Source organism: Ruegeria sp. BI12, assembly GCF_056537985.1.
Window position 1 is genome coordinate 2,598,698 of the sequence record NZ_JBQFSL010000001.1, and the last position, 19,899, is coordinate 2,618,596.

16 protein-coding genes and 1 tRNA gene are annotated in these 19,899 nt (G+C 58.0%); 4 read left to right on the forward strand and 13 right to left on the reverse strand.

All coding sequences use genetic code 11. The features are described 5' to 3' along the window. Positions 1–172: 172 nt before the first annotated feature. Positions 173–248 (reverse strand) — tRNA-Trp (locus ACR0AK_RS13100). Positions 249–391: 143 nt separating this feature from the next. On the opposite strand from ACR0AK_RS13100, the gene ACR0AK_RS13105 reads away from it, so the two are divergent. Continuing rightward, positions 392–1,099, forward strand: a complete 708-nt coding sequence (locus tag ACR0AK_RS13105; protein WP_480793598.1) for a lysophospholipid acyltransferase family protein — start codon at positions 392–394, stop codon at positions 1,097–1,099. On the opposite strand, the gene ACR0AK_RS13110 is transcribed toward ACR0AK_RS13105, so the two are convergent. The 5 genes from ACR0AK_RS13110 to ACR0AK_RS13130 form a co-directional block, all read right to left on the reverse strand. After that, on the reverse strand, positions 1,096–1,341 hold the full coding sequence (locus ACR0AK_RS13110) for a MoaD/ThiS family protein (RefSeq protein ID WP_170559220.1): 246 nt from the start codon (positions 1,339–1,341) through the stop codon (positions 1,096–1,098). The two genes, ACR0AK_RS13105 and ACR0AK_RS13110, sit on opposite strands and share 4 nt — an antisense overlap. After that, positions 1,334–3,589: a xanthine dehydrogenase family protein molybdopterin-binding subunit gene (locus ACR0AK_RS13115; RefSeq protein WP_480793599.1), complete on the reverse strand. Its 2,256-nt coding sequence runs from the start codon at positions 3,587–3,589 to the stop codon at positions 1,334–1,336. The genes ACR0AK_RS13110 and ACR0AK_RS13115 overlap by 8 nt, the downstream gene beginning before the upstream one ends. Beyond that, positions 3,589–4,068 carry a (2Fe-2S)-binding protein gene (locus ACR0AK_RS13120; RefSeq protein WP_170559223.1) on the reverse strand — a complete coding sequence of 160 codons (480 nt, stop codon included), beginning with the start codon at positions 4,066–4,068 and terminating at the stop codon, positions 3,589–3,591. Before ACR0AK_RS13120 ends, ACR0AK_RS13115 begins: the two co-directional genes overlap by 1 nt. Continuing rightward, on the reverse strand, positions 4,065–4,931 hold the full coding sequence (locus tag ACR0AK_RS13125) for an FAD binding domain-containing protein (RefSeq protein ID WP_480793600.1): 867 nt from the start codon (positions 4,929–4,931) through the stop codon (positions 4,065–4,067). Before ACR0AK_RS13125 ends, ACR0AK_RS13120 begins: the two co-directional genes overlap by 4 nt. Positions 4,932–5,060: 129 nt before the next feature. Continuing rightward, entirely contained in the window at positions 5,061–8,273 is a 3,213-nt protein-coding gene (locus tag ACR0AK_RS13130) for a reductive dehalogenase (protein WP_480793601.1), read from the reverse strand. 76 nt (positions 8,274–8,349) lie between these two features. Here ACR0AK_RS13130 and ACR0AK_RS13135 point away from each other — a divergent pair, with 76 nt between their 5' ends. Further along, complete coding sequence (locus ACR0AK_RS13135) at positions 8,350–9,252, forward strand: LysR family transcriptional regulator (RefSeq protein WP_480793602.1); 903 nt, start codon at positions 8,350–8,352, stop codon at positions 9,250–9,252. Here ACR0AK_RS13135 and ACR0AK_RS13140 read toward each other — a convergent pair. Beyond that, positions 9,243–10,178 (reverse strand): LysR substrate-binding domain-containing protein, encoded by a 936-nt coding sequence (locus tag ACR0AK_RS13140; RefSeq protein ID WP_480793603.1) that lies wholly within the window; start codon positions 10,176–10,178, stop codon positions 9,243–9,245. The genes ACR0AK_RS13135 and ACR0AK_RS13140 overlap by 10 nt on opposite strands. 19 nt (positions 10,179–10,197) lie before the next feature. Between ACR0AK_RS13140 and ACR0AK_RS13145 the strand changes: the two genes are divergently transcribed. Then, positions 10,198–10,899: an SDR family oxidoreductase gene (locus ACR0AK_RS13145; protein ID WP_480793604.1), complete on the forward strand. Its 702-nt coding sequence runs from the start codon at positions 10,198–10,200 to the stop codon at positions 10,897–10,899. Between the two features lie 2 nt (positions 10,900–10,901). On the opposite strand, the gene ACR0AK_RS13150 is transcribed toward ACR0AK_RS13145, so the two are convergent. From ACR0AK_RS13150 to ACR0AK_RS13165, 4 genes are read right to left on the reverse strand one after another with little or no spacing between them, the layout of a single operon-like run. Beyond that, the gene (locus tag ACR0AK_RS13150; RefSeq protein WP_480793605.1) at positions 10,902–12,173 is read right to left on the reverse strand and encodes an NAD(P)/FAD-dependent oxidoreductase; all 1,272 of its coding nucleotides are present in this window, start codon (positions 12,171–12,173) and stop codon (positions 10,902–10,904) included. Positions 12,174–12,212: 39 nt separating this feature from the next. Beyond that, entirely contained in the window at positions 12,213–13,247 is a 1,035-nt protein-coding gene (locus ACR0AK_RS13155; RefSeq protein ID WP_480793606.1) for an ACP S-malonyltransferase, read from the reverse strand. Beyond that, the gene (locus ACR0AK_RS13160) at positions 13,244–15,436 is read right to left on the reverse strand and encodes a dehydrogenase E1 component subunit alpha/beta (protein WP_480793607.1); all 2,193 of its coding nucleotides are present in this window, start codon (positions 15,434–15,436) and stop codon (positions 13,244–13,246) included. Before ACR0AK_RS13160 ends, ACR0AK_RS13155 begins: the two co-directional genes overlap by 4 nt. A gap of 24 nt (positions 15,437–15,460) precedes the next feature. After that, positions 15,461–16,627 carry a pyridoxal phosphate-dependent aminotransferase gene (locus ACR0AK_RS13165; RefSeq protein ID WP_480793608.1) on the reverse strand — a complete coding sequence of 389 codons (1,167 nt, stop codon included), beginning with the start codon at positions 16,625–16,627 and terminating at the stop codon, positions 15,461–15,463. A 97-nt stretch (positions 16,628–16,724) separates the two neighbouring features. Here ACR0AK_RS13165 and ACR0AK_RS13170 point away from each other — a divergent pair, with 97 nt between their 5' ends. Continuing rightward, positions 16,725–17,615, forward strand: coding sequence for a LysR substrate-binding domain-containing protein (locus ACR0AK_RS13170; RefSeq protein WP_480793609.1), 891 nt, complete (start codon positions 16,725–16,727; stop codon positions 17,613–17,615). Between the two features lie 158 nt (positions 17,616–17,773). On the opposite strand, the gene ACR0AK_RS13175 is transcribed toward ACR0AK_RS13170, so the two are convergent. Both ACR0AK_RS13175 and ACR0AK_RS13180 read right to left on the reverse strand, forming a co-directional pair. Further along, the gene (locus ACR0AK_RS13175) at positions 17,774–18,931 is read right to left on the reverse strand and encodes an acyl-CoA dehydrogenase family protein (RefSeq protein WP_480793610.1); all 1,158 of its coding nucleotides are present in this window, start codon (positions 18,929–18,931) and stop codon (positions 17,774–17,776) included. Positions 18,932–19,057: 126 nt separating this feature from the next. After that, entirely contained in the window at positions 19,058–19,621 is a 564-nt protein-coding gene (locus ACR0AK_RS13180) for a TetR/AcrR family transcriptional regulator (RefSeq protein ID WP_170559241.1), read from the reverse strand. Between the last annotated feature and the right edge of the window lie 278 nt (positions 19,622–19,899).

A 19,899-nucleotide genomic window follows, 5' to 3' on the forward strand; every position in this document is an offset into this window, starting at 1 on the left:
CTCGGCGCCTGGGCTCTGAAAAGCTTTCACAGACATCCAACCTCTCGAAAATCCTCGCTCGTCTGACCATAGCGATCCGATAATTGTCCATGAAGCAGCCTGCAGTCGTGCGCCACGACGAACAAGAGCAATCCACAAGGCTTGCACCGATTCCAGATTTTCATTGGAAGAATGGCAGGGGCAGCAGGGTTCGAACCCGCGACCTACGGTTTTGGAGACCGTCGCTCTACCAACTGAGCTATACCCCTAAGGTGCGCATCAGATATGCCAGCCGCGCCGCGGACTCAAGAGGCTTTTTCAGATTCCGGTGGACTAATCCAACTCACAAACAAGTTGCGAACTGCGTTTAGTTCTATAAGACACGGTTTGGCCAGTACGAGGGAGCCAATCCGTGAGTATCCGCAAAAAGATCGCCGACAGCGAAGCCATTCTGAACTGGGCCGCGCGCCGCATCGCCAGCTATATCCGGATGGTCAATCGCAACACCAAGTGGCAGCGCATCGGATATGAAGAACTGGACCAGCTGGTAGAACAAGGTGAGCCGGTGATCGTGGTGCTGTGGCACCAAAGGCTGGCGCAGTCGCCGTACTTCTTCCCGCTGGACAAAGGGCGCATCTGTTCAATCACTTCGTCTGCGCGGGCCGGCAGCATGGTGGGTCGAGTACAGAAATTATTCGGAATGGACACGATCGCCATGGCCAGCAAACACAAGAGCAATGTTGCCGTGTCGCGAGAAGTAATCGGTAAGATCAAACAAGGGATTTCCATCGGCATCGCAGCTGACGGACCACGTGGACCCGAGCGTGTGCTTTCCACGGTGCCATTGGTTTGGGCGCGCACATCTGGCAAACGAATCTTCGGGATCACCTTTTCTGCACAATACGGCAGCGAAGCGAGTACATGGGATCGTCTTTTGATGCCCCGCCCATGGCGGAACAAAGGAGTCTTTCTGTGCAGCGAGTGGACCGAGACCGTGCCTCGCAAAGCATCCGAAGAGAAAATCGAGGAGCTGCGCCAAAGCCTTGAGCAGCATATGAACGATATCACTGCCGAGGCCGACCGCATGGTCGGGCGCGAACCGTGGTCGCCAGAGGCCTAACCGCCTCTCAACCGCTGCATCAGGTAAACTTCGCTGCCTTCAGGGATTGGCTCGGTCAACCCTGTGGCGATAACGCGGCCATCAATCGCAATCGACACGCCGGCATCAATAGGACCTTGAAGCTGTGGGTGAGCCAGCACCAATGCGCGTAATAGGTCGCCGGTCGTCTTGGCTTCAACCTCGACGACCTGCTGGCCCCCGGTCAATGACCGGAGGCCGGACCAGAGATGAACCTCAACCATCGTCCTTGAGCGCGGCCAGAATACGCGGCGGCGACATCGGCAACTGACGCATGCGCACGCCAGCCGCATGGGACACGGCGTTGGCAATGGCGGCCAGAGGCGGCACGATGCCGGTCTCGCCGACGCCTCGCACACCGAAGGGGTGACCGGGGTTGGGCACTTCGACAATCACCGTGTCGATCATCGGCAGGTCACTGGCAACGGGGATGCGATAGTCGAGGAAGATCGAGTTCTGCAGGCGACCGTCATCGCCGTAGATATACTCTTCGTTCAGCGCCCAGCCGATGCCTTGCGCGGCGCCGCCCTGATACTGGCCTTCCACATAGGTCGGGTGAATCGCCTTCCCGGCATCCTGGATGACCGTGTAGCGGGTGATCGAGGTCTTGCCGGTTTCCGGATCAACCTCGGCATCAACAATATGAGTGCCAAACGACACGCCTGCGCCTTCCGGGGTCGCTTCAAAATGGCCTGAGATCGGTCCGCCTGTCGAGCCCATATGAGCCGTGATATCAGCCAGTGGCCGCGGATCGAAATCACCGGCATTGGGGCCAGAGGGCACCGCACAGCCGTTTTCCCATTTGACTGCGTCCGTCGGAATTCCCCAGCTGGCCGCCGCACGTTCGCACAGTTTTTCGACCGCGTGTTTGGCTGCTTTGATGGTCGCCAGACCGGAGGCGTAGGTCACGCGAGAGCCGTGGCTGACGTCGTTGTACCCAAGCGTCGCTGTATCGGCGATGGTCACCCGGATGTTTTCGTAGGGAATACCCAAAACCTCAGCCGCCATCAGTGCCATAGATGCACGCGAGCCGCCGATGTCCGGCGTACCGACCATCAACTGGGCCGAACCGTCCTCGGACAGAGATAGCGAGACCGAAGTTTCACCACCGTGGTTAAACCAGAACCCACAGGAGATGCCGCGCCCCTGCCCTGGCTTTAGCGGGGCTGAGTAATGCGGATGCGCCTTGGCCGCTTCCAACGTCTCAACCAGACCGATGCGCTCATAGCGCGGGCCATAGCTAGCCTTGGTGCCCTCATGCGCGGCGTTCTTCAGACGCACATCAACAGGATCGAGGCCCAGCTTTTTGCACAGCTCATCGATCACCGATTCAACGGCGAATGCACCCATGGGGGCACCCGGTGCACGGTAGGCAGCCTGTTTCGGCCGGTTGGCCATAACGTCATAGCCAATCTGTTTGACGTTGGTCAGATTGTACGGCGCAAACGCACACATGGCCGTCATGTCACCCGGCGCACCAGGAAACGCGCCACCCTGCAGGCGAAACACGCCCTGAGCGGCGGAAATGGTGCCGTCCTTCTTCATCCCGATCTTGATGTCCATAGACGCCGAAGACGTGGGGCCAGTTGCCCGAAACACTTCGGATCGGGTCATCACAACTTTGACTGGGCGATTGGCCTTGCGGCTGAGCGCCAGCGCAACGGGTTCGATAAAGACGGTCGTCTTGCCGCCGAAGCCACCACCAATCTCGGACGCGGTCACGCGCAGTTGCGAGGTTTCAATACCCAACAGCGCCGCACAAGTCTTCTGCGCGATCCAGTGCCCCTGGGTCGTGCACCACAGCTCACCCTTACCGTCATTTCCCAACATGCCCAAACAGGCATGGGGCTCGATATAGCCCTGATGGGTGGCTTCGGTGACAAAGCTGTCTTCGATGACCAGATCGGCCTCGGCAAAACCAGCTTCGACATCGCCGTGCCCACTTTCATGGTAGCGAACGACGTTCGGGTGCATGCCTTCAGGCACCGAGTAATCCGCCGCCCCTTCGCGAATGACAGGCGCATCTGAGGCCATCGCCTTGTCCACATCTGTAACGTGGGGCAGCACCTCGTATTCGACCTCAATCAGCTTGAGCGCATCACGCGCTGCAAGGGCAGACGTAGCAGCAACAGCGGCAACGGCGTGACCGTCATACAGGGCCTTTTCGCCCGCCATAACGTTTTCCAGAACGTTCCAGAATTCGCCCTCCAATCCCGGTTTAAACGGGACGTCCGCAAAATCCGCGCGGGTCACGACGGCTTTCACATCCTTATGCGCCTCGGCTTTCGACGTGTCGATTTTCACAATCCGCGCATGGGCGTGAGGCGAGCGCAGGATCGCGCCGTGCAACATACCGGGCGCCGACATATCGGCCCCGAACTTGGCGCGGCCCGTAACCTTGTCCAACCCATCGGGACGGTTCGGTCGCGTGCCAACAAAAGTGAATTCAGATTTGCGATCGTCGAGTGCCATTACGAAGCCTCCCGCAGTTCTTCTGCCGTTTCCATGACGGCGCGAATGATTTTGTCATAACCGGTGCATCGGCAAAGGTTGCCCGCCAGCCAGTACCGGGTTTCTTCTTCGGTCGGGTTGGGGTTCTTTTCCAACAGAGACTTGGCCGCGACCAGAATACCCGGAGTGCAGATACCGCACTGCAGCGCTGCATGTTCGATGAACTTCTGCTGCAGCGGGTGCAGAACGTCACCATCCGCGATGCCTTCGACGGTCTCGATGGACTTACCATCCGCTTCAACCCCCAGCATCAGGCATGAGCAGACCAGCCGGCCATCAACTGAGACCGAACACGCACCGCAGTCACCGGTCCCGCAGCCCTCTTTCGCGCCGGTCAGGTTCAGCTTGTCGCGCAAACAGTCCAGCAGGGTTTCCCGCGGATCGCACAGGTATTCGACAGTGTCGCCATTTACGGTGGTAGATACGTGGAACTTGCTCATGCTTGTTCTCCCTTCGCACGGGCATAGGCGATTTTCGCGGCACGCTTGGCCAGAACGCCTGCGACATCGGTGCGGAATGCGATTGTGCCGCGTTTGTCGTCGATCGGGTTGCAGGCGGCGGATGCCGCAACAGCCAGCGCGTCCAGCGCGGCATCATCCAGCGTACTGCCGATTATGGCTTTAGCGCAGTCTTCAACCAGCAGCACGGTCGGGGCAACAGCACCCAATGAAACGCGAGCCTCGGTTACGGTGTCGCCGTCCAGGCGAAGGTTTACACCAACGCCGACAACGGCAATGTCCATTTCGGTGCGCGGAATAAACCGCAAATAGGCGTCTCCGCCATTCTCGCCACGGGCGGGAATGTGGACGGCCGAGATCAGTTCACCTTTGGCCAAAGATGTCTTGCCGGGACCGGTCGGGATATCTTCGACTGCAACCTCTCGGTCGCCCTCCGGACCGGTCACCGTGACGGTCACACCCGCTGCCACCATGGCTGGCACGGAATCCGCTGCAGGCGATCCATTGCACAGGTTGCCGGTCAAGGTCGCGCGCCCCTGCACCTGAGTCGAACCGATCAGGTCCATCGCTTCGACAACACCTGGCCAGTCCCGGCTCAGTTCGGGATGTTCGCTCATCTCCGCGCCGGTAGCAGCGACGCCGAGGGTCCAGCTGCCGTCGGCATTGCTGTTGATGTCACTGACGCCATCAATCTTTTTGATGTCGATCAGCGTATCGGGCGTCACCAACTCTGACCGTAGCTGCACCAGAACATCGGTACCACCCGCCAGAAAACGTGTGATGCCCGTCGCGTTTGCGGCCAGTGCCGACGCCTCGGCAAAGCTGGCGGGGCTGTGATAATCCATGAAAATACCTCGCACCTGTTGATCAGGATTCACTGGGGTTCGCAGGGGACGTTAGTGCAGCAACCCCACGGCGTCCATGGCTGGAACGACCAATTTTTGTGATTCACACGGTCGTTTTCAGACCTCGGATCAGAGGTCGAGTTCGATCACACCGTCAGGTTCAGCAGCGCGGCTTTGGCACAGAATGATCGCATCTTCGCGTTGTTTGTTCGAAAGGACAAAATCCCGATGCTCAATATCGCCCGAAACAACACCGCATTTACAGACGCCACAGATGCCATCGGCGCATTTCACATCCACGTGAATGCCTGCTTCATTCAGAACCTGTGCCGCGTCTTTATCCTTGGGGACAGCGAGTTCCCTGCCGGACTTTGCCAACTTCAGCGAGAAGGGGTGGTTCTGGTATTCCGGCTGTTCGGGGACTGAGAAATACTCAAGATGCCGGGCGTCATCCGGGAAACCTTGGCGTTCTGCCGCCTGGATCACCCCGTCCATGTACCGATCCGGTCCACAGGTATAAACGTGCCATCCATCGCGATAACCCGACAAGATTGTGTCGAGGTCAGCACGCGTGCCCTCATCTGAGAAATGGTAATGCACATGATCTGCCCAGGGCATCGCGGCAAGATCAACGAGGTACCCGGCCCCGGCACGGGTGCTGGCGGAGTAATGTAACTCGAACGGCTTTCCCAGCGCGTGCAGGCGGTGTGCGAATGCGATCATCGGCGTGATCCCGATCCCGCCACCCATCAAGAAGGTCTTGGTTGCAGTTTCATCCAGTTCGAAATGGTTGATCGGCTTCGAGATAAAGACCTTGCGCCCCTCACTGAAGATACGGTGCAACAGGGCCGAACCGCCGCGCCCATCGTCCTCGCGCAGGACGCCGATCTGATAGGCGGACGCGTCCGACGGATCACCTGACATCGAATACTGGCGCAGGAATTCGGGCGCAACCAACACGTCCAGATGTGCGCCCGCTGTCCATCCCGGCAGGGGCGCACCGTCCAGCGGTGAGAATTCATACTTCGTTACATCAGCAGTCATTTTGTCGACTTTGGTCACCGCAACCCGCATCACCGGCGCGTCTCCGGCAATCTGGTAGCGATGGATAACTGACATGTCGCCCGCAGTCTTACGGGTCTTGTATTCATCAGCACTGACCAACGCCTCGTAAGCCGCGATCCCTGCCTCGCGATCCATCGCAAATGGATAGGGCCAGGGATGCGGGGCCAGATAGGCGGGATAAACGGCGAGGGTCTGATCTTCGTATCTCAGATCCAGATCTTTTTGCAGATCACGCCTGTTCAGCGGGTGTTCCGTCGGACGATAGGCTCCATCCGCCTGCAACTCGATATCCCACCACCATTTTTTGGTGTCGTTCAGACCCCCGTTGCCCACGGCATCGTCCAGCTTTGCCAGGGCTGGCGCGGCCTGGGGGATATTCATCGCAGCCCAACGGAAAGGTCGTTCCTTGAAGATGCCTTCAAGGTTCCACGGGCAGGTTTTCATGCAGCGACCGCACATTGCACCGCCCGGTGTGGTCACGCGGTAGGTTGCGCATTTCTGGCTGTCGGATTTCCAGATCTCATAGCCGTTAAACATAAGCTTTGGCCCTGCGGTGATTGCCCCCGAAGGGCATTCGCGCGCGCATTTGTTGCAGCTTTCACAGAAGGTCTGCAGACCAAAATCAATCGGCTTGTCATGTTCCATTGGCATGTCAGTCGTCACTGCACCGGACTTGAGCCGGGGACCGAGATACGGGTTCAGGATGACTTCGCCTATCCGGCTGACTTCTCCCAATCCGGACAACAGCAATAGTGGCGGCTGCAAGACTTCGCCGTCCATAACCGTATGCGCTTTGGCCTTGTAACCGAGGTTGCGGATCTGCTGCGCGATCACACCACCCAAAAGTGAAAACCGCAGATAGGCCCGCATCGACTGGGCAACGCTGATCCAGTCGTCACCGCTTGCGCCCTCCATCGTTTCATAGCCCTGATCGATGATCATGCTGATGGCCTGATCGTGCAGCGGGATGATCTCTTCTCCGGTTGCGTCGTGGGAATACCACGCCCATTCCGGACACCGACTGAGGCCCAAGGCATCAACGCCAAGAAAATAGGTTGCGGCCTTGATATTCGCGGCATTTCGGACGGCATCGTGCGGACAAGGGCCATCTGCGCTTTCGCCGTCCTGCAACAACACAAATGCCCCTAGAGAACGGCGTTGCGCGAAGCTGGGGGCGGCCTTGCGCACGTAATGCCCACCCTTGGCCGCATCCTGCAGCGATTTCCCCATATCCCCAAACTGGGCACGGGCAAACATGTCAGCGCGCTTAGGGACGCGGGCAACATTCTCTTCGTCGATATATGTCGTCGGGTCCTCTACGCGTTTGAGCCTTTCGAACGGGTGCGACCCATCCATGTAACGCCGTTTAGCATAGGGATCGCGGTTCAAAGCGTTCTTGGCAAATCCCGTTCCCAGCCACCACGCCGGGCCCTGCGTGCGAAACCACGGTTGCTGGGCCATCGGTTGCAGAGGGGTATCATGTGCGATCTCCATCTCGGTCGTCACGGCCGCCAGACCAAACCGCTTGCCTACCCACGGGACAACGACTTCGCCATCCTCGACTGTCGCCAACCCCGCCGCCACCGCAAGCTTGCCCAGATCAACCTCTGACGACATTGCGGTATGCGCCCGCGCGTCGAATCCCAACAAACGGATATAGTTGGCAATCACCACCGCATTTTCGGTCGCCAGCAAACAGGAACGATGATCCTGCGCATCTATGATCCAATCCGAGCCGGGCTCGTCCGCGCTCGGATCACGGTTGTGTTCATACAGAAAGACGATGGCGTGGCGATGCTTGTCCATCGGCTTGGGCGCCGCCTCCATACTTTCCTTAAGGTCGGCCATGATGACATCTATGCCCGACGCCAGCGTCTTGGTCTGCCGTGTCTTCAGCGCATGGGACAGACGGTCAATGTCCGGGTTACGGCGCGGCTCGGACAGCAGCGCCTCTGCGGGCAAGGGTCCGCAACCCATCATCGACGCATCATTGAAATAGCCAAAGGCTTTCAGGTGATGCGCGCGTGCGGTCAGGTCAGCCGGAATTTCAGAGGGCACAGCATTCACGAACCCGTCGCGAATTGTGTCCATCATCGCCTGGAATTCACCCATAGCGTTAACAATGCTTTCGGGCTGGTCCGGCCTGTGAAAACTGAGCATGGGCATCGGCTGCACGGCAGACAAATCCGGCACGGCGTTCTGACGTGCCAACCGTTCTAATGGATAAGGTCCCATGTGAACCGGCCGGTTCTTATCCGAAAAAAAGCGGATCCCCATCGCGCGCCTCCTAATCTGTGAATGTCACCTACTGCGGCATGGACAGCAAATCCATTCATGAATAATCATAAATGGTATGAGCAAAATAGATTTCATGGATCTGGATGGTAAAGTCCTCAGGGTCTTCCTGACCATTCTCGAGGAAAACTCGGTGTCCAAAGCCGCAGATCGGCTTGGCGTGACGCAATCAGCCATTAGCCACACCCTGTCCAAACTCCGGTTGGTTCTGGGCGATCCCCTATTCGTCAGATCGGGGCAAGGCCTGACCCCCACTGAACGCGCCTTGTCCTTGAAAGACCAGGTGCAGCAGGTCTTGGACAACATGCGCGCGCTAACCGAGGATCGCCCGTTCGATCCCCTGTCCGAGGAGATGGCCTTTCACATCGCCACCAATGACATGCCAAGGGAATTGATCTTCCCGCAATTGCTGCAAACGGTTCGGGCCGAAGGTGTTCGATTGGGGTTAGGATTTATCCCCTCTGGTGTTCCGGACCCCGAGCTTCTACGCAGTGACCGATGTCAATTGATGTTGTCGCCTTTGCCGCCGGATGGGCCGGACATCATTCAAAAGCGCATCCTCAGCAGTCCGCTGATGATCTACTATGATGGCACGCGGCGATCTCCTCCGGACAGCTGGGAAACCTATTGCGAAACTGAACACGTCGAAGTGCGATTTGCCGACGGCCGCAGCTCGCGCGCAGTTATGCGGGGCGTCGATCAAAACCAGATCAGGCCCCCCACGGTCACCCTGCCGCACTTCAACGCCATAACCTCGTTTGTAAAAGGCGGCGATCTGATTTCCACCGATACGGCACTGATGAAGCGCGGTCCTCTCAATGCGTTGGATTGTGCGCCTTTGCCTTTCACATGCGAGCCTGTCTCGATCTTCATGGTCTGGCATCAGCGGTCGTCCAACGATCCGGCACATCGCTGGCTGCGTGACAGGATCGAAGCCATCGCATCAACGCTTCAGGACTGAGACAGCAACCATTCTTTCATCAAAGCGACCAACGCTGGCTGCCGAGGTTGATTGGGTGCCACGATATAAAACCCCAGATCTTCGACCAGTTCGTCTGGGATCGGGCGCACCAACTGACCCGCGGCCAACTGGGCGGAAACAAGCGGCTCATTAGCCAGCGCGATACCCTGGCCCGACACGGCGGCGTCGATGGCGAGACTTGTTTGACTGAAACTCATCATCTTCGGCTTGCCCGTGATTCCTGCTCGCTGCAAGAACAGGGGCCACAGCCCATGCGTGTCATTCAGCAGCGTGTGCTTTGTCAGGTCCGCAGTCTTGGAAATCGCAGTCGCTAACTGAGGGTTGCAAACCGGGACGAAGACTGTCGAGAACAAAGGTTCGGCGACCAGGCCCGACCCGAACGGCGCGCGCCCTTGGCGAACGGCAATGTCGACGCCGTCCCTCTGGAATTCCGCAAGCCTTTCCCGCGCGTCGACCTGGACGGCAATGTCCGGGTAATGACGGGTAAAGTCCTGAAGACGGGGAACCAGCCATTTCGAAGCGAAGCTGGGCGTGACAGAGATGGTGATTTGCCTGTCCTCCGACAAATCTTCGACAGCGTTTTCGATCAGTCGGAAGGCCCGACGCAAAGGTGTATGAAACCTGCGCCCGGCCTCAGTCAGAGCAAGTCCACGTGGCAGGCGGTCAAACAGCGTCACGGCCAACCGCGCCTCAAGCCCGCGCACCTGCTGGGCGACAGCCCCCTGGGTGACATTCAATTCCTCGGCAGCCAAACGAAAGTTCAGATGACGTGCAGAAGCCTCGAAAGCCCGTAAAGCATTCAGCGGTGGAAGCGCGGCCATTTCATTACCCTGTAGATTTTCTACAGCATAACCGCAGCAGAACTGATTGGTCAATCCGGCCGCCAAAGCCCATTCTTGTGTCATCAAGGAATGGAGAAATCACATGAGCAAAGTGGCGCTGGTAACAGCAGGCGGCAGCGGAATGGGCGCGGATTCAGCACGTAGGCTTGCTGCAGACGGCTTTAAAGTTGGCATCTTGTCTTCGTCAGGCAAAGGCGAAGCTTTGGCGCGGGAACTGGGTGGTGTAGGCGTGACCGGTTCGAACCAGTCCACGGATGACCTGCAGAAACTGGTCGATGCGGCGATGACCCATTGGGGACGCATTGATGTGCTGGTCAACTCGGCCGGTCACGGCCCGCGCGCGCCAGTGCTGGAACTGACGGACGAAGACTGGCACACCGGCATGGATGTCTATTTTATGAATGCCGTCCGACCAACCCGGTTGGTGACACCGATCATGCAGAATCAAGGCGGTGGATCCATCATCAACATTTCGACCTTCGCCGCGTTCGAACCCGACCCGGTATTCCCAACCTCAGGCGTGTTCCGCGCAGGCCTTGCTGCCTTCACCAAGCTATTTTCAGACAAATATGCGGCCGACAACATAAGGATGAACAACGTCTTGCCCGGGTTCATCGACAGCCTGCCTGAAAAAGAGGAATTCCGTGCACGCATCCCGTTGGGCCGCTACGGACGCAGCTATGATGAAATCGCCTCGGTCGTGGCAATGCTCGCGTCAGAGGGTGGCGGCTATATCACTGGTCAGAACATACGGGTGGATGGCGGCATTACCCGCGCGGTCTAACCTCAGAACCGTGCCTTAAAAAAATGTGTCAGCGCCGCGCCAGTTTCAAAATACGCGCGGCGCAGGACTGTCCAGTTTTCCTGATATTCAACGACAGCAGGCACTGGTAACAGATCTGGATCTTCCTGCAGCAGGCTCTCGGCAACAAGACGGCCAAAGACGGTCCCCGGTCCGATCCCACGTCCGGAATAGCCGTGGACGGATAAGGCATTAGGGCCAATCCGTGTGATCTTGGGGATGTGATCCGAAGTCATAGCGATGCGGCCATGCCATCCTTCGACCAACGGCTGATCAGCCAGTTGCGGGTACAGCTGAGCCAGCTTGCGTTTGATCCAGCTTTTGTGAAACGCACCTCCTGCCCGATCCAGATCACCCATAGCCCCAATGATAAACCGCCCCTCATGATCCATTCTGAACGAGGTCATGATCAGATCTGTGTCCCAGCACCCCTCGCCGCCCGGCAAAATGCTGGCACGAAGATTGTCTGACAACGGGGCTGTGGCGTATTGAAAGTAATAGACCGGCACATATGCGGGGGCCGATGCACTCAGGTTGCGGTGATAGGCGTTGGTTGCCTGCACCACCGACTTTGCACGCACCGTACGCTGCGATGTTTTTAGCACCCAGGTTCCATCGACATGTTCCATAGATCGAACCGGGCTTTGTGTGCAGATCAATGCACCGGCTTCGGCCGCAGCACGTGCCAGGCCTCGCACGTAGGCCAACGGCTGAATTGTCCCCGCGCGTGGGTCAAACATGGCACCATGAAATACCACACTTCCTGTACGTTGCTCGCTCAGGTCTGCAGAAAGCAACTCAACCGGTGCGCCAGCAGCGCTAAGTTGTGCGTGGCGAGCCTGCAAGTCCCGTAAGCCCGCCGCAGAATGCGCACAATGCAGAGTTCCGTTTCGAACCGGTTCGCACTCTATGTCGTGCTGGTCGATCAGGTTGAATACTTCAGTTGGAGCAGCGGACAGAAGGTCAATCAACTGGTCCCCAATCATGTTACCCAAATGGGCACGAATCTCGGCGGGCGGCAACCACAGCCCTGCATTCGCCAAACCGACATTTCGACCCGAGCCGCCGTGACCAATCTCATCCGCCTCAAGCACGCAGACCGTGGCACCTGCTTTAGCTGCAGTCAGGGCTGCAGAACAGCCGGTGTAGCCGCCGCCGATCACCGCCAAATCAACCGTGATGTCACTGGTCGATATCGCGGGTTCGACGTGTTCGCGGCATGTTTTCAGCCAAAGGGATTGGTTGTGGTCGCTCACTTCGCGCTCCTTGAAATTGCGCGGATCATCAGGGCGGTGTTAACCTGTTGCAAGGGCTCTTTGATCCTCGCGCCCCATTGCGATTAGGAAAGGACGGGTTTCCTGCTGGGCCTGAAACGCGGCCTTATCTGCCATGCCGCGCCAATTCGCCAGAACCAGGGATTGCGCGACTGCACCACCCAAGGTCGCGCCAGGACCGGTGACAATGAACAAATCCGGCGCAAACTCATGCGCAGCAGTCTGGATCGCGCGGGTGAAGTCATACGGTTTGGTCACCTGATGGCCTAACGTATAGTCCCACAGCGCCGCAGTATCTGTGGCACCAGGCCACCAGATCTTTCCACGACCGTCGATCAGGGGGCGTTCAGGCTGTCCGAACAATTCTGTGTCCAGACGCGCACGCCCTTCGGCGGCAACTGGTGCCTGCAAGGACGTGTGAAACGCGGCATGGTTTGGCAACCGCATCGGGAAACGGTCCTGCACCTTGGGTTGCGACGCCTCGAATGCCAGCAGCCCCTTTTCATTGCCGGCCAGAACCAGCATTCCGCCAAGATCAATGGATAACGCCAGATCATGACCTTGAATTGCGTTGATGCGGTCCACATCCGCGATCAACTCGGTCTTGCGCGCGGCATCATCCAACCAGTCGTCACCAACAAAAGGATAAACAAGCTGACCGCCAATCAAGTGATCCTGCATCAGCGTGCCCATGGTGTTTACGACCCTGAATCCAGCCTCAGCGGACAATGCTCCGGCGGCGGCCAGCGCGATGTACCACCCCATCGAGTTTCCGGTGACTGCAACCACCTCGATATCATCGGCCAGCGTCTGCGAGTCTGCCAGCGAGGCTGCGTAGATGAGAGGGGAAGCGATGTCTCCTTTTGAATATTTGGAAACCGTGTACCGCGCTGCACTGTCCAGGGCAGTTACAGCCTCCTGCCCCGCTTCGGCACGTATAGCGTCGAAGCCATGAAACATCTCTGTCTGCTGCGCGTGGTGGCGATGCAGATAGCCAAGCTCGGGCTTGTTATAGGTCCCCCGTCCGGGGCAGATGACGACGGCTGTTCGGGTCATGAGCGGCCTCCGGTCAGACTAAGTGCAGCAGCGACAATCCCATCCTTCGAAGGCAGCGGGGCCGCGTAGGCGGGACCGGTGGCGATAAAGCAATCCTCGGCCACGACGCGCGCGGTTGAAGCCGTGGGGCTGTTTTCCGCGAAAAAGGTCATCAATGCCTCAGACTGACTGCCGGTGCGGCGGCACTCGTCGACGATCAGAACGTGTTTGCAGGACTTAGTTGCCTCAAGCAGCGCATCAACGGGAAGCGGTGCCAGCCAACGCATGTCAATGATGCGGGTTTTCAGGCCCGCCGTCTCCAACTCGGGCAGAGCCTGTTTCGAAAGATAATGCCCATTACCATAGGTGACGATAGCCAAATCTGTCCCCTCGCCATGCACGCCGATTTCGCCCAACGCAATACTCTTGTCCGGCGACGGATAGGCCGTCATCCAGCCTGCGTCTTGTGCATCGTGCAGGTCACGCATGGGATATAGGGCAATAGGTTCCAGAAAAACCACCACCCGCTGTTCTTCACGAGCCAGCAGCACACATTCACGCAACATCTGCGCCGCATCCGCACCTGTTGACGGGCAGGCAATGATCACGCCGGGAATGTCACGCAGGACAGCAAGAGAATTGTCATTGTGGAAATGCCCGCCGAATCCTTTCTGATACCCAAGCCCCGCTATGCGCAGAACCATCGGATTGGTGAACTGTCCGTTCGAGAAGAACGGCAAGGTCGCGGCCTCGCCTCTGATCTGGTCCTCGGCATTGTGCAAATAAGCGAGGAATTGGATTTCGGGGATCGGAACAAACCCATTGTGCCCCATTCCGATGGCGAGCCCCAGAATGGACTGTTCGTCCAACAACGTGTCGATCACCCGATCCGGACCAAAGCGTTGCTGCAATTTCTGGGTCACGCCATAGACGCCACCCTTGCGGCCAACATCTTCACCCATACACACGATTTCACCGTGCTGCAGCATCAGATCTGTCAACGCCCAATTGATCAGGCGGCTCATCGGTTGCGGATCTTGCATTGCCCGCATGTCCCCGCCAAAGGCATTGGCGCGCGCCTCGGCACTTGGACCGTTGGTGGGTTTGCAGGCACGCTTGGGTGGAATCAGGCTGGCCATGACCTCGGACGCGTTCGCCAGATGGGGACGCGTCGCAGCTTCGGCAGCCACGCGGTCTGTCCGGGCGCAGGTGTCCTTGTAAATCTTCAACGCCTGATCCGGGGACAGCGCCTCGGCCTGATCCAGCAAGCGCACCGTGTGCAGCAGGGGATCGTTGGCTTCATCGTCCTCAACTTCGGCTTTGGGCATGTAGGTGGTTGGCAAATCGGCGCCTGCATGACCGTAAAGGCGCACCGCTTTCAAATGAAGGAACGCCGGTTTGCGGCGGGTGCGGACGTACTCGACAGCCTCCTTGGACACTGCATAGGTCTCAAAGATATCCAGACCATTGGCCTGAAAATACTTGATCCCCGGGCGATGCTCCATCGATGCCTGTATCCAGCCCTTGGGCGTTCTGACCGAGATTCCGATCCCGTTGTCCTCGCAAACGAAAAGCAGCGGCAGTGGGGTCGATTGCACGCTGGTCCAACCCGCCGTGTTGATCGCACCCTGCGCCGTGGAATGGTTGGCCGATGCGTCGCCGAAAGAGCACATCGCGATCCCGTCCAAAGGCAGTTCCCGGTGTTCCGGATCATGCCGCCGCGCCGCACCCAGCGCGTAAGCCGCGCCCACGGCCTTTGGCAAATGGCTGGCGATGGTCGAGGTCTGCGGCGGAATCGTCAGCGCCTTGGACCCCAGCACTTTATGCCGTCCGCCTGAGGTTGGATCCTCTTTCGAGCAGGCGAAGCTCAACAGCATGTCCCATGCGATCTGCTGGCCCGGCACCTGTTCGGCACGAGCGATCTGGAACGCCGCATCCCGGTAGTGAAGAAAGGCAATATCTGTCGGGCGCATTGCGTGCGCCACGGCGGCCATCCCTTCGTGACCTGATGAGCCGATGGTATAGAACCCCTGCCCGGCCTTCTGCATCGCCCTGCTGGTGCGGTCCAAGGCGCGGCTGAGGACTTGTGACCGGTACAGCGACACCGCATCAGTCTTGCTCAGCCCTTGTCGCGGTCCTGCACCGTTGGGAAAGTCGCGATTGGCGACACGGGTCAGGAAGTTTTGGTGAACGATCTGAGCGCGGTCCATAGGATGTATCCCGGTCTTACTTGGTTATAGTTGAGCGATGGCGCCCGCGATACGGCGCACCCCTTCTTGCAGGCTTTCGGTGGCATAGGCAAAAGAAAGCCGCAGATGCCCCGGCATCCCAAACGCCCGTCCGGGCACCAGGGCAACGCCTGCTTCATTCAGCAAGTAGCTGCAAAATTCATGATCAACGGACATCTTCGCGGGGCTCTTGGGAAAGACGTAGAACGCACCATCCGGCATGGCACATTCCAAGCCGGCGGCGTTTAGCCCTTTAACAACCAAATCGCGGCGCGCCTGCATTGCATGGCGGCGGTCTGCCAGCAGATCCTGCGGGCCGGTAATTGCTGCCAACGCAGCGGCTTGTGCAATCGAGCAAGCGCCCGACGTGATCTGCCCCTGCACTGCAACCATCGCCTTGATCAGCGCCGCCGGGCCGACGCCCCACCCGATACGCCAGCCCGTCATGGAATAGGCCTTGGACACACCGTTCACGATCAACGTTCGATCCGCCAACTCGGGGACCGCTTGCACAAAGGGCGTAAAAGGAACAAACGACAGGTGCTGATAAATCTCATCCGAAATCACCCAGACCTGCGGGTAGTTTCGCAGCACAGCACTCAGCGCCCGCAATTCAGCCTTGGAATAGACCGCGCCCGTTGGGTTGGACGGAGAATTCAGCATCAGCCAACGCGTGCGCAGGGTGATCGCGGCCTCCAACTGATCCGGTGTCATTTTGAACATCTGCGTGGATGGGCAGCTTAGGATCACGGGAACACCCCCTGCCAGCCTGACCATATCCGCATAGCTTGTCCAAAACGGAGCGGCCATGATCACCTCGTCACCGGGGTTGAGGGTTGCCAGCATCGCGCCGGATAACACCTGCTTGGCGCCCGTCGATATTATTACGTTCTCAGGACCTACACCCGCCTCGTCTGCGATCGCCGAGCGCAAAGCCGGCGTTCCTGCCGTCGCGGGGTAGCGGGTCTGGCCGGCGACGGCCGCGCTATGCGCGGCCTCAACTATATGCTTTGGTGTGGGAAAATCGGGCTCACCCGTGCTAAGCGCAACTACGTCGACCCTTTGCGCGCGCAGACGTGCAGCATGTTCTGAAATGCGGACAATCTCAGACAACTCAATCCCTTCAAGGCGCTTGGCCGGCTGAATTCTTTGAAGACTGCTCGTCAGGGTCATTGTTCCACATCCACGCTGGAATCCATGCCTTCTGTATCAGGCTGGTGTGGGGCAATTACCAGTGATATTCCGTGTGAAAGGTATGAGGATTAGTCATATGATTGCACCACGTCGGTTCTTACCCTCGATCCCTTCGCTCCTGGCGCTGGAAGCGGTTGATCGCCTTGGCAGCGCTTCGGCTGCGGCCGAAGAACTGTCCCTGACCCAAAGCGCGATCAGCCGACAGCTCAAGTCGATGGAGGAACAGCTGGGCGTCGCGCTCATCCAACGCAATCAGATGCGATTGCACCTGACCCCCGCCGCACGAGAGTATGTTCTGGTCGCGCGCACGGCGCTAAACCAGATAGCGCAGGCATCCCTGAAATTGAAGGCAAATCCAACAGGTGGATCGCTGAACCTGTCCATCCTACCCGCTTTTGGAATGCACTGGCTGGCACCACGCCTTCAGGATTTTGCCCGGTGTCACCCCGAAGTGACCGTGAACCTGAACACATGTCTCAAGCCGTTTGATTTTGAGGCCGAGCATTTTGATGCGGCCATTCACTTTGGCCAAAAGGACTGGCCTGGGGTAAATTACCTGCCGATCATGCGTGAACAAGTGGTCCCGGTCTGCGCACCGGAGCTGTTGCCCGAGGGCGACCAGGACCTGAGCTGGCTGATGAAAGCCCCCCTACTGCACCTTGAAACCCGGCCGGACGCCTGGGAAAGATGGTTTGCCGCACAAGGGCGGGATGCATCAGGTATGCGGGGAATGCTGTTCGATCAGTTCTCGACGATGGTGCAGGCCACGATCCACGGATTGGGAGCGGCGCTATTGCCCAGCTATCTGATTGAAAACGAATTGAAATCCGAACGGCTGGTTCCAGCTTGGAACGGACCCCGTATTAGCTTGGGGCAGTTCTTTTTAGTTTGGCCACAATCGAAGCCTGAGTCCGAGCCGTTACGGTCGTTTCGGATCTGGCTGGAAGGTCAGGTTGGCCCATTCTGACCCAAAAAGGCTCAACCGAAAGCTGCGCGGCCTCCGGCCTTGTGTCCTGTGGACGGCAGGTGGGCCGGGCAGGTGCGAGCACAGCCGCGCCTCCCCGGCCCAACGGGAGAAAACGTTTTTGCAAAACGTTGACGACGGGCGGGAGTCTTTTGGGTGTGTTAATTGTCCAGCGAACGGGCGATCAGTTCTTTCATGATTTCGTTGGTCCCGCCGTAGATCATTTGCACCCGCGCATCCGCATAAAGCCGGGCAATCGGATATTCCATCATGAACCCGTAACCACCGAAAAGCTGAAGACATTCGTGCATGATCTCGTTTTGCACTTCTGACCCCCAGTATTTCACCATCGAGGCCGTCGCCGCATCCAACGTGCCCGTCTCAAGCTGTGCGATGCAGTCATTGACGAAGCTGCGCAGCACTTCGGCCTTGGTCTTGCATTCGGCCAGTTTGAACCGCGTGTTTTGAAAGTCCATAACGCGCTGACCAAACGCCTTGCGTTCTTGCGTATAGCGCACAGTCTCGGCAATAGCGAAGTCGATCGCACCCAGCGCCATGATGCCGATGGTCAAACGTTCCCACGGCAATTGTTTCATCATCTGATAAAAGCCTTGCCCCTCTTCCGCACCGATCAGGTTGGTCATGGGAACCTTGACGTCTTCAAAAAACAGCTCAGCCGTATCATTGGCCTTCATCCCCAATTTCTTGAGGTTACGGCCCCGGCGGAATCCTTCTGCGCCCTCGGTTTCAACTGCGATCAGCGAAACGCCCTTGGATCCTTGCGATTTATCCGTCTTTGCGGCCACCAGGATCAAATCGGCGGATTGGCCGTTGGTGATAAAGATCTTGGATCCGTTCAGGCGATAGGAGTTTCCGTCTTTGTCCGCCGTAGTGCGAACGGACTGAACGTCCGAACCTGTTCCCGGCTCGGTCATGGCCAAAGCGCCGACCATTTCACCAGATGCCAGCCGGGGCAGCCATTTGTGCTTTTGATCCTCGCTGCCGTAGGCGTTCAGGTAATGGATAACGATAGACTGAATCCCGAACCCCCAGCCCGCATCGCCACGCGCGGATTGGCCGTATAACGTGACCGCGTCAAATCCGATCCCGCCGCCTACACCGCCATATTCCTCGGGGATTGCGCCTGCCATCAGCCCCATATCCCCGGCCTTATTCCAGAAGTCGCGATCCACGACGCCGTTCTGGTTCCAACGTTCGATGTTGGGAACAAGTTCGTCATCCATGAACCGGTTTGCCATTTCGGCAAACATCTGATGTTCCTCGGTGACCCAGTTGGCGGTTGGCTTGAATAGCGACATGTAGGCTTCTCCCAAATCGAATTTCGACAAGGGTAACTTTGGACATCCTGCAAACCAACCCATCCACAGTATAGCAACGTAACGTCTTTTTTGCTCAAGACCCTACGTTCACAGGTTTAAATCCAGTTAAGCCAAGGCGTTTTCCAACAGAACCCGCGCCGCTGCCTTGGCATCTTGCGCGGGGTCGCAGCTTTTGACCAGAACGGCCGTTACGATTGCGCCCTCTTGCAACAGCAGTAGCTGGCAGCCTAGTGCCTTGGGGTCGCGCGCGCCCGCCTTGCGGGCCAGATCGGTCAGAAACTCAAGCATCAGACGCTTGTGCTCGGCAGCTTGCACATGGATCGGGTGGTCCTGTTCTTGATACTCTGCGCCCGCCTTGATGAACATGCATCCGCGAAAGCTATCCTCCTGAAACCACTCGCCCAGCGCATCGAAACTGGCAATCAACCGTTCAGCGGGCGTATCTGCTAGCTCATCTATCCGGGCCATAAACCAGTCGCGAAAACTCTCGTTTCGTAGCCGCAAAGCCGCCAGGATGAGTTCTTCCTTTGTGCGGAAGTGCTTGTACATCGACGTTTTTGACACGCCTGTTTCAACCACCAGCTTGTCCATGCCGGTGGCGTGAAATCCGTCACGATAGAAGACCTGCAAAGCCTTGCGGACCAGCTCGTCACGTTTGTTCGGGCGCATCAGTCAGCTCCTGTATGTACTGATCGGTACATAATGCACTGCAGCGATGACTGCAACAAAAACAGCCTAACCTACTGTTTTAATTCACTCTTCATCAGAAACTCAGATTTAGGATCAAATAAATTCGGCTCAATACTTGAAAAAAGTTACCGATCTGTACACATTGAATTCACAGTGTACCGATCTGTAAACCTCCGGAGTAAACCAATGAAATCCCGCAGCAGACCATTCCCGCCCCAATACGTCCCTCTTCTTTTGACCATCGCCTTGTTGGCAGC

Excerpts from the sequence above, each read along its gene's own strand:
- ACR0AK_RS13175 (WP_480793610.1), bottom strand. The coding sequence starts at position 18,931 with ATGTCGCTATTCAAGCCAACCGCCAACTGGGTCACCGAGGAACATCAG.
- ACR0AK_RS13160 (WP_480793607.1), bottom strand. The coding sequence starts at position 15,436 with ATGGACCGCGCTCAGATCGTTCACCAAAACTTCCTGACCCGTGTCGCC.
- ACR0AK_RS13120 (WP_170559223.1), bottom strand. The coding sequence starts at position 4,068 with ATGAGCAAGTTCCACGTATCTACCACCGTAAATGGCGACACTGTCGAA.
- ACR0AK_RS13110 (WP_170559220.1), bottom strand. The coding sequence starts at position 1,341 with ATGGTTGAGGTTCATCTCTGGTCCGGCCTCCGGTCATTGACCGGGGGC.
- ACR0AK_RS13170 (WP_480793609.1), top strand. The coding sequence starts at position 16,725 with ATGATTGCACCACGTCGGTTCTTACCCTCGATCCCTTCGCTCCTGGCG.
- ACR0AK_RS13135 (WP_480793602.1), top strand. The coding sequence starts at position 8,350 with ATGAGCAAAATAGATTTCATGGATCTGGATGGTAAAGTCCTCAGGGTC.
- ACR0AK_RS13140 (WP_480793603.1), bottom strand. The coding sequence starts at position 10,178 with ATGACACAAGAATGGGCTTTGGCGGCCGGATTGACCAATCAGTTCTGC.
- ACR0AK_RS13155 (WP_480793606.1), bottom strand. The coding sequence starts at position 13,247 with ATGACCCGAACAGCCGTCGTCATCTGCCCCGGACGGGGGACCTATAAC.
- ACR0AK_RS13165 (WP_480793608.1), bottom strand. The coding sequence starts at position 16,627 with ATGACCCTGACGAGCAGTCTTCAAAGAATTCAGCCGGCCAAGCGCCTT.
- ACR0AK_RS13180 (WP_170559241.1), bottom strand. The coding sequence starts at position 19,621 with ATGCGCCCGAACAAACGTGACGAGCTGGTCCGCAAGGCTTTGCAGGTC.
- ACR0AK_RS13125 (WP_480793600.1), bottom strand. The coding sequence starts at position 4,931 with ATGGATTATCACAGCCCCGCCAGCTTTGCCGAGGCGTCGGCACTGGCC.
- ACR0AK_RS13115 (WP_480793599.1), bottom strand. The coding sequence starts at position 3,589 with ATGGCACTCGACGATCGCAAATCTGAATTCACTTTTGTTGGCACGCGA.
- ACR0AK_RS13130 (WP_480793601.1), bottom strand. The coding sequence starts at position 8,273 with ATGGGGATCCGCTTTTTTTCGGATAAGAACCGGCCGGTTCACATGGGA.
- ACR0AK_RS13145 (WP_480793604.1), top strand. The coding sequence starts at position 10,198 with ATGAGCAAAGTGGCGCTGGTAACAGCAGGCGGCAGCGGAATGGGCGCG.